Raw genomic sequence first — 14,562 nt, forward strand, 5'->3', positions numbered from 1 at the left:
CAGTCTCTCCTTTCAGTTTGTCTCGCGCGGTGTGGCGGGCGCGTCCTGATTCAGCGCGTTCAGCAGCGTATCCACCTCCGGCGACACCGGACTGCGGCGCAGCACGCCGCACAGCATGTAAACCGCGAGCGAGGTAAGCACCGGCGAGGCGACGACGGTGGCGGTGGTGACGTCGTTCAGTAAAAATTTCACCGTGAAAAAGACCGAGACGCCGCAGGCCCACGATGCGATGGCGGCGGTACTGCCGCATCGGCGAAACCACGGCAGCAGCCCGAGCAGCATCGGAATCGAAATGGGGCCGACCAGGCCGCCAAACCAGATAATCAGTAGCGACAGAACGCCGCCGAAGCGCCCGGCATTCAGCGCAATAACCAGCGTCAGCAGGATAAACAGTGTGGTGGTGATACGTGCCGCCAGCAGCGAAGGCGTGCGCTGCGAGAAATAGCGCGGCAGCACCACCGGTAAAATATCGCGTGTGACCACGGCGGTGATGGCGTTGGCGTCCGACGACGTCATCGACAGCGTATGAGTGAACATGGCGACCAGCACCAGGCCAGTCAGCCCTTCAGGCAGCAGATCCATTGCCATCACCGAATATGACCGTGACGGATCGGCCAGATCGGGATAGAGCAACGGCGCGGCCCACATCGGATAGAACAGCACCAGCGGCCAGAGCAGATAGAGCGCAGCGGAGAGCAGGGCTGCCTTGCGCGCCGACTGACCGCCGGGCGAGGCGATAAAACGCTGCGCCAGATTCCAGGTGCCGCCGTTGTAGCTCAGCGTGTAAATAATGAAACAGGCAAGAATAAAGCCTGTCGTGTAGGGTTCCTGCACAATAGTGGTGTGCTGCGGCGGCAGGCGATCCCAGATGGTCAGCAGTTCGCTGAAGCCGCCGAGGTGGATGGCGACGGCAATCACCATCACGATGGCGGCGACAAACTGCACAATAAACTGGCCGAAGTCGTTACAGGCATCGGCCCACAGGCCGCCCATTACCGAATAGAACAGGCTCAGCGTGCCGGAAATCAGGATGCCCATCAGCGGTGAAAAGCCGGTAAAGACGTTGATGATCACCGCGATGGCTGCCCACTTTGCGCCGACGTCAAACACCTTCAGCAGCACGCCGCTCCAGGCCAGCACCTGCTGCGTCGGCACGTTATAGCGGGTGGCGAGGTATTCCATCGGTGATTCTATATTCATATGAATACGCAGGCGCGCCCAGCGTGGCGCAAAGATCCAGGCGCCAAGCAGCACGGCGATGGAGATGGGAAACGCCCACCAGAAGTAGATGGTGATCCCTGATTTATAGGCGACAGCGGCGTAGGCCACAAACACCGCCGCGCTGTAGCCGGACATATGGTGAGAGACGCCGGAGAGCCACCAGGGCATTTTTCCACCTGCGGCAAAAAAATCTTTTGTGCTGCCGATACGCCGCATCGCCCAAAACGTAATGCAGACAATCATGATGGCATAGAGAGCCATTACCCCGTAATCAAGCGCGTTCATAGCAAACCCCACAGTGGTCAAATCAGATTGCCGGCCTTACCGCTCACCGACGGACAGTGTCACGTGCTCTCAAACCTCAGTTGATTACTTTTTAATTAATCCTAAATTAGGACAAATTAAAAATAGCATTCCCTTATTGTTTAAAATGTGTGCAGCATCACTGTTTTCTTTTTTTAATTTTCCTTTTTTTCTAAAAAAAGAAACGAAGCCGGGAACCGTCGGTGGCGCCTCACCACACATAAACACGCCCGGAGTGTAAAATCATTCAGGAGAGAACATTGTGTCGTTTGTGACCAGGAATTTTATTTCCGCATTTGGCCTGCACAATACTCAACGCGCCAGCGGCGCACCTTCAACGCAGCGGGGACAGGGCGTTCTTGCCCAGCAGCCCGCAGCACCACGACAATCGGGCGGGGGAACGCCGATCGCCACGGCCGGCGAACACACCTTCGCGCCAGGCGAGGGATTGCACCAGGATCGCGGGACGCGGGCCACCACCGGCGATCGCTTTCGCGCCTTTATCCACAAGCCGCTTTTTCGTAATAAAAATGCCTCTTCGCATCCGTCCGCGCCCGCGGATGAAACACACAACATTGCCATGCGCACTCTTAGCACGCCCGCGCCACAGCTTCAGCTTAATCTGCCCGATCGTGACACGGAAGGATTAGGCCAGGCGCTCGACCGGGTATGGAGTGAGGCTTCCACCGCGTCACCCAATAGCGAAGACGGCGCCTCGCTGCGTCGCTTTGATTCATCGCGCCGCGAAAACAGCCCGCCCGGTTCGGCGCGGAGCAGCGCCCGCGACGGATCGCGCGCATCGGGCGAAACGTCCACCGCGTCCCTTCGCAGCGAAGACGGCGCCTCGCTGCGTCGCTTTGATTCATCGCGCCGCGAAAACAGCCCGCCCGGTTCGGTGCGGAGCAGCGCCCGCGACGGATCGCGTTCATCGGGCGAAACGTCCACCGCGTCCCTTCGCAGCGAAGACGGTGCCTCGCCGCGTCGCTTTGATTCATCGCGCCGCGAAAACAGCCCGCCTGGTTCGGCGCGGAGCAGCACCCGCGACGGATCGCGCGCATCGGGCGAAACGTCCACCGCGTCCCTTCGCAGCGAAGACGGTGCCTCGCCGCGTCGTTTCGCATCGTCGCAGCGGGAGGCCAGCCCGGTCAATTCTGAACGGAACGGCTCGCGCTCTGTCGCGTCCAGCCAGCGCGCCTCCAGCGAAGTATCTACCGCCGCGCCCAACAGCGAAGACGGGATAGAACTGCGTCGCTTTGGTTCTCCCCGCCCGCCCGTCACCCAGGCTGCCATGCCGCGCAACGAGGCGGCGGTTAAACTACGCCTGGACGAGGGTAAAGCAATCCTGCTCCGTGGGCCTGCCATACGGGTTGAGCTGCTGAAGCAAACGATCGGACGTGATAAGCAGCACTACCAGGACATCGCGTCAAGCAGCGATAACCAGCAGCATATTCTGCTGGAGGACAGCGGCAGGCTGCTCGCCGTTCACTCTTCCACTGATGCGTTGACGGGCGTTGCCTCCAGTAAAATAGAGGGAAAATGGCAGCGCACTCCAACGCCCGGATCGGCGTCCTCGCGTTCCACTCAAAGAGGAGCAACCGACCACACGCTGAAGCTCAGCAATGGCAACAACCAGGTCGAGGTCAGTCAAAAGCGCGTGCATACACGCGTTCCTGCCAAAATGAAACTGCCTGACGCTGCCGTTTTGAGCCAGCTCACCGGCGTGTATGCGCAACAGGACGGGAAACAGTCGTGGCGTATTCATGACAAAAAGGCCTATCAGATGGCGCCGGGCGGGGAAGCGTGGAAAGTTGCCACGCCGCCCGGCCTGGAAGCGGATAAAGATATCGCTCAGCTGAGCCGACAGGGCGACAACCAGCTCTATTGCGTCCACGACAGCACCCGCCTTTGCAACCTTGAAACGCACATCCACAGTGAAAAAATGGACGACAAAATCGGCAAGGCTGCCGTCGCGCCTGACGGTAAGGCGCTGCTGCTGCTTAAGAACGAAACCACGCATAAGCAGAGCCTCACACTGCTTCCCCGGCTTGATGCACCGGCGAACAGGCATCAGACGCTGACCGTCAAACCAGCAGATATCGAACTGGCCGCCATCGCCCAGGACCAAAGCCACGTTTTTGCCGCCGATTATCAGGGTAAGCTGCGGGTGGCCAGCCATGCCGATGAGAGCGGCGAGCTGAAATTCAGTGAGGGTGAAGCGCTAACCTTACAGAATCGCCTCAACAATCAGATAAAAAACGTGGTTGGCAACAGGTTTCACGTGGAGGACGTGGTGCATGGCGACGATCGCCAGCTTCACGTTATCGTTAAGGATGGCCAGGATCGCAAACATGCGATTGCCTTAAACCATCCGCACGATATACGGCATGTGCCTTCGACATGGAACCTGAGCGACAGCATGGTCATGGATTTTCAGAAAGGGTTGCCGCAGTTAAAACCGGAACCACAGGATACGGTAAGCGTGGGTCAGGGCGGCCTGGTGACGCTACATGACGATAAAATACACTTTTTTAACGACACCACCCAAAACTGGGAGGCGACAGAGGTTAAAGCGAAAGCGGTACGCTGCGGGCAGGATGGTCAGGCCTGGATACGTACCGAAGGTAACGAACTGAAACGGCTGAAGATGAACTTCACCAGCAACAAAATCAATGCTGAACAGAACGCGTTTGCCCTGAGCAAGGTGAAAAAAAGCTTCAGTGAAGATCTTGCCATGGCCGGACTGGATAAAAACCTGGAACTGGTGGCGATCGGCGCGCTGGATAACGGCCGCTTTGCGGCGCTGGAAGAGAACGGCAACCTGCATATCCGTCACGTTAATGCCGACAACCGTCGCGATCGCCAGGCGCCTGTTGATATCAACCATCAAAGCCTGCAACAGGCGATGATCGGCGCAGAAACGCGAGGCAGTAAAAAACAGGGGCCGGTCGAGGGGCATAAAGCCAAAGATATGGCGATTGGCACGGACAACAGCCTCTTTTTGCTCAGTGATAAAGGCAAAATATTCAGCGTTGCGCAGGCGGACTGGCTGAAAGGCGACCTCAGCAAAATGAAGATGGAGGCGCTTCCTGCAAAAATCGGCAATAACGCCAACCTCGAAGATACGGTCGCCGACAAATTTATTGTCAATCAGCGCAACCGCTTACTGGCTAAAACCACTGACGGTAAGCTTATCGCCTGTGAGAGAGATAACGATAAAAAAACCACCAAATGGAAAGAGATTAATGAGAAAGACATTTTTCCTGCCGGGGATGGCAAAAATTACGCAAGAAAATATTACGATCGTATCAGTTCTGCCACGCCCGAGGGGCGGGTGGGGACATCCGGCCTGACTTACAAACAGGAAGTTAATACTTTCGGTCAGACCGGCCACGATGGCTATAAAGTGCACACGCCGTTCCGTACCCGCCTTAACACCTTTGTATTTCGCCCGGTGGTTCACGGCCGTCCGGTAAAGAATATGGTGGATCTGATGCAGCACAGCTACGGCGGACGCCAGGGATTGAACGCTATCTATCAGGAGCAGGGTAAACAGCTTAACGCGCTTGAACATCACCTCGCTCATCCTCCGCGACGCATCGACGACCAGCCGCTGGATGAGCAGATTTCCGCCCTGTCGATTGCAGGCGCACCGGCATGGCTGGCCGAGGTACAAAGCTTTAGCACCGTGCTGGCGGAGAGCGCGGCGCGTCACGCAACGCAGTTGAAAGATCACTACGGGCAGGATAAAAATGAGGTCAGTAAAGGGTTCACTGCGATGACCAATCACCTGAACCCGGCCAGCACCCGCAACGGCGAGTTAACCGATAAACTCACCCGGCTTTTTGGGGAGTATCCGGCCAGCAATAAAAAACACGCCCATGCGGCCCTGAATACCTTACATACCAAAAACGTCAAACTCTCCCATCAGAAAGCGGGGAACGTGCCGCTGGGGCTGCATCGCGATAAATACGATGAAACGGGACTGATCAAATCGCGTCTGATCCTCGACGGCGTGACCTCTGCAAAGCTGCACGACTTAACCTTTCGGGTGGGCGAGGCAATGAAAAAGCAGGGCGAGGCGAAGACGAAAGAGCTGGCGTCGCTGGAGAAAGAGTTTACCGCGCTGCGGGATAACGGCTGGATGGATAACCCGATCACCCGCATCACGCGGCAGGGCTTTGGCGACAATGACCGGCTGGAGGCCAACTACGACGCCATGAAAACCATGATGAGGGCATTCAGCGAGGAGAACCACGCCGTCAGCGTCACCGCGCGTACCGTCACGCGCTCCGCGAATAATACGGAGCTGGCGGAAAACCTGCGAAAAACCATTTTGTCAATGGAGAAGGATGAAAGCATCTCGTTCAGCCGCGCCTATGGCGTGACCAGCACCGTGACCGGCGTGCCTGACATTCCCGGCAACGAAGTCTTTATCGGGATAGGCGGACGCGGGAGCCTGGACAGAGGCTATAACCTCAGCCTGACGCGTAGCGAAGGCGGTATTAACGTCAGCTTTGGTCGCGACGGCGGCGGCAGCGTAACGGTGATTGGCGGCGCGGGTTACAACATTCTTACCGATCACATGAAAAGTCATCCGGTACACTTAGGCAGCGAACGCGAGCTCTCACCGGGGGTACGCTTCGGCGGCGGGATCTCCGCCACTCCGCTGGATCTGAAAAAACAAAACGGCGTCAGTTTTGAAATTACCGAAGCAGAGTTTCCGGCGTTTATTCAGGGTCTGGCCGAAGGAAAACTCGATCCGCTTTCGCTGCTTGACCGCGGCATCAACCATAGCGTCAGGCATGGTAACGTGATGAGTGTGAGTCTGGACGCCAACCTGGCCGGTATGGCCTCAGTGGGTCTACCGTTCACCTCTAAGGCTGAAAAAGAGACGCCCGCAAGCTTTCGCGCTGGCCTGGGAGGTTATATGTCGGCAAACCTGGCCTATGCATCACGCGAACGCGAAAGCAGCCGTAAAGAAGACGGTAATGCGAAAGGCCGCAGCAATAATCACCTTCAGGCGTTCAACCGAGGCGCCATCGGCGGCAACTTTGCTTTGCCGACCGGCGTGATTATCCAAAACGATAAAGGCCGCATGCCCGTTTTCTCCGGGCCGGCGGCCAGTATCCAGCGCAGCGTGGACAGTACCACCCGGCACAATCTTTCTATGGGAACCAAAGTTCCCCGTCCGCTGGCAGGGACAGATATGGATAAGCTGACCGAGTCGATGGGGAAAAGCTTCACCGATCCCAAAACGGCAAAGCTGATGGAAGATTTAAAAGATCCGAAGAAAGACGAAGACAAAACGGCGATGACGCCAAAGCAGAAGCTGGACAGGCTCGACGCGCACTTTACCCCGCGCAATTATGACAGCCGTAACAATGCGCAGCGGGGCGCGCTTCGCGATCTTGATAAGCATATTCGCCAGCAGAAAGCGTGGGAGGAGGGCAACCTCCTGCTGGACAGCGGTGAGCACAAAGTCACCTTCTCCAACATGAACAAAGTGACCGGCGACAGCCTGAAAGACAACCTGGCGAAGCTGCTTGGCGGCCTGCTGGCCTCTGAAGCGGTAGAAAAGGTGATTCAACTGGCGGAAAACGACGAGCGGCTAAAGGAAACGCTGTCCTCGCTGAAGGACAATACCAGCGCCACGGCGGTAGTGACGCTTGAGATGAAAGATGACGCGCGCGACGATCTTGAAGATCGGCTGCTGAACGGCGGCAAGGTGCCGGATGATTTGAGCCAGGAGCTGGTCGATTATTCAAAAATGCGCGTCAAATCGATCGATTTCACTAAAACCCAGACCAAAAGCGATGGTTTTGCCACGCCTGCTTTCCTGCTGGGCGGCTCAAACAGCGCCTCGGTGGCGATGAAACGCAGCCTGGGGAAAATCAGTTTCAGCTACGGCAAGGATCAGGATCTCCCGACCGGCTACACGCTGGATGGCCGCATCGCTAAAATCAACGACCGTCTTGCCGACACGCTGCGTCAGGCACAGCAGGCTGACTTCGTGCTCAGGTAATCCCTTAAGGAGAAAAAATGTCCATCACCGATAGCGTTAATCAGTACCTTGCCGCCTGGGGGCGTCGCCACAATACGACGCTCAGCCTCAACGACGGCGTTTGCGCGCTGGTCAACGGCGACAGGCAGGAGGTGGCGGTGGTTGAGCTGCCTGCCGACAGCGACTGTGTGCTTTTTCACTGTCAGTTAGAGAATATGCAGGCTACCGCGTCAGAAAACCGTCTGCGTATGCTGCTGGCGCTGAATTTTGAGATGAACGCCATGCGCGGTTGCTGGCTGGCACTGGACGGAGACGACTGCCTGCGGCTGTGCAGCCAGCTCTCCGTCAGCGGGCTGGACGCGCGCACCTTCAGCCAGATGCTGGAGGGGTTTATCACTCAGGCGCAGGAGGTAAGCGAATTCCTCAATGAGATCCGCGAGGCAGCCTGACGCACGCATCACAATCCATTCATAATGTAATGAAAGCGCTAAGGAATGATAAAGTACCGTAAAATATAGGGTTTTAGGACAAGGAGTGGTATTTTTTCAGTAAGGAGTGAACGATAGTGAGCCTCAGCGGCGTACCTGAAGCCGCGTGAAAATTGAGGATATCACCATGAAAAAGACCACTGTGGCATTTCTGATTGCGGCTGTTACCGCAGGTTTTTCCGGCGTAACGCAGGCTGAAGGGCCTCCGGGCCAGCCGCAGTTCAGGCATCAGGCGCAGGGTGGCCACGACGCCAGATCGGATCGTGGTGGCCCGCGCGGCGACAGTCATCACGACGAGCGCCGTCATGACGACCGCCATTATGCGTCACGCGACAGTTTTGCGTGGCAGGGGCAGGATTTCCGTCGCGGCCATCGTTTGCCTGCGCATTTCGACAGCGCGCCTTACCGCGTTAACGACTGGCGCGACCGTGGCCTTGGCGAACCACCGCGTGGTCAGCACTGGGCGTATATCGACGGGAATTACGTGCTGATCGCTGCCGCGACCGGTGTAATCACCTCAATCCTGTTGCATAACGCTCTGTAATACAGGTGAAACGGCCGTCTGTTTCTCGCGCACGAAATCGATAAATGCCTGAAGCGGCGCGGGGATCAGGCGGCGATCCGGGTAATAGAGCCACGGGCCGGAGAAAGTAAGCCACCACTCCGGCAACACCGGCACCAGCCTGCCGCTGTCGAACGTCGGTTGCAGCCACTGCTCAAACAGATAGATAATCCCGCCGCCCGCTATCGCCGTTTCCACCCCCAAATCTACCGCGCCGCCAATGCTGACCAGAAGCTGTCCGCCCGGCTGCACGTTAACGCTTTCGCCTGCTTTCTCAAACTCCCACTCCGGCACGATGCCGCTGGCGAAGCGCCCCTGAATACAGCGATGGTGTATCAAATCTTTGGGATGTTCAGGGCTGCCGTGTCGCGCAAGGTAATCAGGCGAGGCGGCGAGGGCAAAGCGTTGTTCACGCGGGCCGATGGGAATGGCGATGACGTCCTGCTCCAGCCGTTCCTCGTAGCGAATGCCCGCGTCGCAGCCGTCGCGGAACACATCCTGCACGTTGCTCTCCGCCACCACGTCGAGCCGGATATCCGGATAGCGGGCGAGGAAACCAGGCACCAGCGCCGGTAATACCAGCCGCGCCGCGCTGATTGGCACGTTCAGCCGCAGCGTTCCGGCAGGCGTATCGCGGTAGCGGTTAATATCATCCAGCGCAGATTCCATTTCATTCATGGCCGGAAGCAGGCGCTCCATCAGCATTCTGCCCACCTCGGTGAGCGCCACCGTGCGCGTGGTGCGGTTGAACAGCCGCACGCCCAGCTGCTGCTCCGCGCGGCGTACCGCGTCGCTGAGGCGAGAAGGGTTGCTGCCGGTAACGCGCGCCGCTTCGCGAAAACCGCCTGCCTTTGCTACCGCCACCACCGCATGCAACAGGGCCATATCCAGCTTCATTGTGCGTCTCCTCGTACAGCGTGTCATGATTTTGCCGGATAGTGACACAGCCTGACGCCCTGTACAATCATTGAACACTCACTGAGGAGGTCTGCGATGTCAGAACATACACTTTCCTGGACGTTAGGCGATCGTACAATCAGCCGGATGGGCTACGGCGCCATGCAGTTAGCCGGCCCCGGCGTTTTTGGCCCGCCAAAAGATGAACAGGCGGCGGTGCAGGTGCTGCGCGATGCCGTCGCGGCTGGCGTGACGATGATCGATACGTCCGATTTCTACGGCCCGCACGTGACCAACCGCCTGATCAAAAAGGCGCTGCATCCCTATGCCGATACGCTGTGCATCGTCACCAAGGTGGGCGCGAAGCGTGACGAGCAGGGCAACTGGCTGCCCGCATTTTCCGCCAGCGAACTGACCCGCGCGGTGGAGGAGAATCTGGAAAATCTGGGGCTGGAGACGCTGGAGGTGGTTAACCTGCGCAGCATGCTGGATATGGCGAAGCCGGTTGAAGGGTCGCTCGACGCGCCACTGCGCGCGCTGCTGGCGTTGCAGGAGCAGGGGCTGATCCGCCACATCGGCCTGAGCAACGTCACCGCGAAGCAGGTGGCCGATGCGCAGGCGATCGCGCCGATTGTCTGCGTACAAAACCTCTACAATCTGGCGAACCGGCAGGACGACGCGCTGGTTGACAGCCTGGCCGCCCGGGGGATTGCTTACGTGCCGTTTTTCCCGCTCGGCGGTTTTTCGCCGCTTCAGTCGGCGGCGCTGAATGAGGTCGCGCAGTCGCTCAACGCCACGCCGATGCAGGTCGCGCTGGCGTGGCTTCTCCAGCGCTCGCCCAACATTCTGCTGATCCCCGGCACCTCATCAACCACCCACCTGCGTGAAAACCTGGCGGCGGCGGATCTGGTTCTGCCGGAAGCAGCGGTGAAAAAGCTGAACGGTATGGCCGCTTAAACGATATCGTATGCCGCTTCCAGCATCGCGCGCTGTTGCTCTTCGCTGTAGGTCACCAGCGCGTTTTTACTGTTTGAGCGGGCGAGGATCCAGCTCACTTCAGCCTGCGTCAGCGTCTGCGGCGTTTGCCAGAACGGCACGATGGCGTTCTCCTTCAGCCATTCGGCCAGAAGCCTGGCGGGCGGCAGGGTGAAAGCCGGAAACAGCGTATTGGCAAGATCGCTCATCAACGCCTGCTGTTGCGGGTGGTCGCTCTTTCCTGAAATTTCCAGAAAAGGCAGCAGCAGGCGGCCGCAAACCTCGCCGTGGTGATAATCTTTTATCGCGCCCAGCTCACCGGCGATGCCGTGGATCACACCCAGCCCGGCCATACTCAAACTCAGACCGCCAAGCCAGGACGCCATCATCATCTGCTCACGCGCGATGTCTCCGGCTTCGTCGTCGCTGTTCAGGCGGGGCCAGGCAGTGATAAACGACCGCATGCCGTTCAGCGCCATCTGGCGGGTGAACAGGTTGCCCTTCGCAGAAAGGTACGCTTCAAACAGATGGGTAAAGGCGTCGATGGCGCAGCAGGCCAGCACGTGGTCCGGCGCGCCGCGCAGCAGGTCGGGATCGAGGATCGCCACCTGTGGCACGAAGGCAGGATGACGCAGCGAGGCCTTTACCTTGTTATCCGTTTTATCGGTAACCACCGCGTTCTGCGTCACTTCGCTGCCGGTTCCGGCGGTGGTGGGAATGGCGATCAGCGGCAGCGTGGCGCCGGTTACCGCCGTATCGCCCACTTTTTCCAGATAACGCAGCGTGTTTAACGGATGCTGACTGAGGGCGGCAAAAGCCTTTGCCGCATCAAGCACGCTGCCTCCGCCGATGGCCACCACCCGTTGCGCCCTGCCGCGCCAGCGGTCGACCCAGGCGTCGATTTCCACCGGCGACGCTTCATGGCTGACAATCTCATGACCGACCAGCAGCGGCGTCAGGTCGTTTTCCAACGCGGCCCAGGCGTCACCCGCTAAAAAAGACCTTCCGCAGAACAGCAGCGTTGGCTGCGGATCGGCGCTCAGTAACGGCAGCAGTTCGCGCAGGCTTCCACGGCCGAAAAAGGTGTGACGGTTGGCAATCATCTGACTGGCGCTCATGCTTATTATCCTTATTACGCAAACGTAAAAGAAAGGTTATAGCATAACGCCGTCGGCAAGCGCTTAAATCGCGCGGGAAGGGCAGGAGAAGACGATCATTTTGTCCTGCGGCGCGTTAATCACGCTGAAGCGCGTGTCGGAGAGGCGCTGCGCCAGCCAGCCTTCACGGGTTACGGCGGACGGGAAATAGCGTTCCCGGTCATTGCTTTGCAGCAGGCCGCTTTCCAGCGACAGTTCCGGCTCATCAACGTCAACGCTGAACGAGGTGAAGCGATCGGTGACCGTGCCTTCGATATTGCCGAGCGCCTGGCCGGTCAGCGTTTCCATTTTGCCCTGACAGGCCATACCCTTGTCGTCCGAGGCGCAGCCTGCCAACAGCAACAGCGTCAGCCCCACGCCAGCAGCGCGATATAGTGTGTTATCCAGCCTGCGCATAGCTCGTCCTGTCTGTGATCGGAGCGGTTAAGTATAGTCGCCGCTTGCAGCGTATGACATTCGCAAAACCTGCGCAATTGTGATCATTTTGTGGCATTTAACTGAATCAATTCAGCTATCGCATTAACATAACTTCGTAAAGCCGCGACTGAATGCTACAATCCGGCATCTTTTTGGCACGTTCCTCCCGTTTAAGCGCTGATGACAGCCGTAAACCTGTTCTCCGGGCGGCCCGCTGGTTTTTCATAAAAACGACGGCGCGCGGGCAGGTTTTCAGAGTGGTTATATACTAATCTGCATGTGCGTGCCGCAGCCTGAACGCTGAGACGTTTTAAACCTTACTCATACCGAACCGATGCTGTGAACAACAAAACCTTCGCTTTTCTGATCGTCCCGATGTTACTGCCCGCCGTGGTCAGCTATGCGCAGGGCGATTCACTGATCGTTATTGGCCAGCCGCGTGGCCTTTCCGAACTGGACACGCCCGCTGCGGTCAGCGTGATCAACGGCGACGATCTGCGCCGGGATCGCGCGCAGGTAAATTTGTCGGAAGGGCTGAGCGGCGTACCGGGCTTGCAGATCCAGAATCGTCAAAACTACGCGCAGGACCTTCAGCTATCGGTACGCGGCTTCGGCAGCCGATCCATGTATGGCGTGCGCGGTGTGCGGGTCTACGTCGACGGTATTCCGGCGACCATGCCGGACGGGCAGGGGCAAACCTCCAACATTGATATCGGCTCCATCGATCACGTTGATGTCCTGCGTGGGCCGTACTCTGCGCTCTATGGCAACGCCTCCGGCGGCGTGGTCAATATCGACAGCGAAACCGGCAGCGCGCCGACAACCCTCAGTGCGGGCACCTGGTACGGCAGCAACGCGAGCTGGCGCAACAGCGTGAAAGCCAGCGGCGCCACCGGCGATGGCACTCACGTGGGCGACGTCAACTATCTGATCTCCGGTTCGCGCTTTACCACTCATGGTTTTCGCGACCACAGCGGCACGCAGAAAAGTCTGGGCAACGGCAAGCTCGGCGTGCGGATCGACGAGGTCAGCACCCTGACGCTGATGTTTAACAGCGTCTCCGTTGATGCCAACGATCCGGGCGGGCTGACGCGTGATGAGTGGCGGGAGAACCCGCGCCAGTCGCCGCGTGGCGATAGCTTCAACACCCGCAAAACCCTCGATCAAACCCAGCTTGGCCTGCGCTACGCGCGCGAGATGAGCGACAACGATCGGCTGACGCTGACCGCCTGGCACGGCGAACGTCATACCACGCAGTATCAGTCGATCCCAATGGCCCCTCAGTTACGTCCGGCGTATCCGGGCGGCGTTATTGTGCTTGAGCGCAAATACGCCGGCGTGGATACGCGCTGGCAACATGATGACCAGCTGGGCGATGTGCCCTTTTCTCTCACCGGCGGGCTGGATTATGAAACCATGACTGAACGGCGTCAGGGCTTCGAAAACTTTACCCTGCTGAACGACACGCCGCAGTATGGCGAAAAGGGCGGCCAGCGCCGCAACGAAAAGAACGTGATGTGGAACCTCGATCCCTACCTGCAAACCAGCTGGCGGCTGACGCCAAAATGGACGCTGGATGCCGGCGTGCGCTACAGCACCGTCAGTTTTGATGCGGAAGATTACTATATCGCGCCGGGGAATGGAGACGACAGCGGCAGTAAGCGCTATCACAAACTGCTGCCGATGGGCGCGCTCAACTATGCAGTGACCGATGCCTGGAACCTCTACTTCTCCGCCGGGCGTGGTTTTGAAACGCCCACCATCAACGAACTCTCTTATCGCTCGGTTGACGGTAGCCAGACCGGCCTGAACCTGGGGCTGAAGCCGTCCACCAGCGACACCTTCGAGTTAGGCAGCAAAACCCGCATAGGCTATGGCCTGCTCACCGCCGCGTTGTTTCAGACCAATACCGATAACGAACTGGTAGTGGCAGACAGCAGCAACGGCCGCTCCGTGTATAAAAATGCGGGCAAAACCCGTCGTCGCGGCGTTGAGCTCTCTTTTGATCAGCAGTTTGCAGAGAACTGGCGGATGCAGATGGCCTGGACCTGGCTGGACGCCACCTACCGCAATGAAACCTGCGACGACAGCGGTAACTGTACACCGGCGGGCAATCGCTTACCGGGTGTGTCGCGCAATATGGGCTATGCTTCGCTGGGATGGATGCCGGATGCGGGCTGGCACGCAGGTGTGGATATTCGCTATCTGAGCAGCATTCAGGCCAATGACGAAAACAATGCAAAAGCGCCGTCTTACACGGTAGCGGGCCTGAGCAGCGGCTACCGCTTTACGCAGGACAAGTGGTCGCTCGACCTGTCTGGCCGCGTTGATAATCTGTTTGATAAAACCTACGCGGGATCGGTGATCGTCAATGAAGGCAACGGTCGCTATTACGAACCCGCGCCGGGGCGTAACTACGGCGTCGGCGCCTCGCTCAGCTATACGTTTCAATAGAATTCATAACAGCCCCGACCGTGGTGCACGGCGAGGGTGTTTTAAGCGATTTGGCCTGTGCGCTAAATCGAAGGCGTTACATTTTGG

9 protein-coding genes are annotated in these 14,562 nt (G+C 58.4%); 5 read left to right on the top strand and 4 right to left on the bottom strand.

Going from position 1 to position 14,562, the window contains the following annotated elements:
- Positions 1–12 precede the first annotated feature (12 nt).
- The gene (locus FA91_RS05105) at positions 13–1,506 is read right to left on the bottom strand and encodes a sodium:solute symporter family protein (protein ID WP_034913191.1); all 1,494 of its coding nucleotides are present in this window, start codon (positions 1,504–1,506) and stop codon (positions 13–15) included.
- Between the two features lie 280 nt (positions 1,507–1,786).
- Here FA91_RS05105 and FA91_RS05110 point away from each other — a divergent pair, with 280 nt between their 5' ends.
- The 3 genes from FA91_RS05110 to FA91_RS05120 all read left to right on the top strand — a co-directional run bounded on the left by FA91_RS05110 (position 1,787) and on the right by FA91_RS05120 (position 8,557).
- On the top strand, positions 1,787–7,546 hold the full coding sequence (locus tag FA91_RS05110) for an AvrE-family type 3 secretion system effector (RefSeq protein WP_034913194.1): 5,760 nt from the start codon (positions 1,787–1,789) through the stop codon (positions 7,544–7,546).
- A 17-nt stretch (positions 7,547–7,563) separates the two neighbouring features.
- Positions 7,564–7,974 (top strand): type III secretion system chaperone, encoded by a 411-nt coding sequence (locus FA91_RS05115; RefSeq protein ID WP_034913195.1) that lies wholly within the window; start codon positions 7,564–7,566, stop codon positions 7,972–7,974.
- A 166-nt stretch (positions 7,975–8,140) separates the two neighbouring features.
- Positions 8,141–8,557 carry an RcnB family protein gene (locus tag FA91_RS05120; RefSeq protein WP_034918984.1) on the top strand — a complete coding sequence of 139 codons (417 nt, stop codon included), beginning with the start codon at positions 8,141–8,143 and terminating at the stop codon, positions 8,555–8,557.
- Here FA91_RS05120 and FA91_RS05125 read toward each other — a convergent pair.
- Positions 8,531–9,472: a LysR family transcriptional regulator gene (locus tag FA91_RS05125; protein ID WP_051937033.1), complete on the bottom strand. Its 942-nt coding sequence runs from the start codon at positions 9,470–9,472 to the stop codon at positions 8,531–8,533. The two genes, FA91_RS05120 and FA91_RS05125, sit on opposite strands and share 27 nt — an antisense overlap.
- Before the next feature lie 96 nt (positions 9,473–9,568).
- Here FA91_RS05125 and FA91_RS05130 point away from each other — a divergent pair, with 96 nt between their 5' ends.
- Positions 9,569–10,429 carry an aldo/keto reductase family oxidoreductase gene (locus FA91_RS05130; RefSeq protein ID WP_034913198.1) on the top strand — a complete coding sequence of 287 codons (861 nt, stop codon included), beginning with the start codon at positions 9,569–9,571 and terminating at the stop codon, positions 10,427–10,429.
- Here FA91_RS05130 and FA91_RS05135 read toward each other — a convergent pair.
- A complete protein-coding gene (locus FA91_RS05135) occupies positions 10,426–11,565 on the bottom strand; it encodes an iron-containing alcohol dehydrogenase (protein ID WP_034913201.1) in 1,140 nt (379 codons plus the stop codon). The genes FA91_RS05130 and FA91_RS05135 overlap by 4 nt on opposite strands.
- 63 nt (positions 11,566–11,628) lie before the next feature.
- Complete coding sequence (locus tag FA91_RS05140) at positions 11,629–12,000, bottom strand: hypothetical protein (protein ID WP_034913203.1); 372 nt, start codon at positions 11,998–12,000, stop codon at positions 11,629–11,631.
- A 396-nt stretch (positions 12,001–12,396) separates the two neighbouring features.
- Between FA91_RS05140 and pqqU the strand changes: the two genes are divergently transcribed.
- Positions 12,397–14,475, top strand: coding sequence for a TonB-dependent receptor PqqU (gene pqqU / locus FA91_RS05145; protein WP_051937405.1), 2,079 nt, complete (start codon positions 12,397–12,399; stop codon positions 14,473–14,475).
- The last annotated feature ends 87 nt before the right edge of the window (positions 14,476–14,562 follow it).

Source organism: Erwinia sp. 9145, assembly GCF_000745075.1.
GTDB classification, from domain to species: Bacteria; Pseudomonadota; Gammaproteobacteria; order Enterobacterales; family Enterobacteriaceae; genus Erwinia; species Erwinia oleae.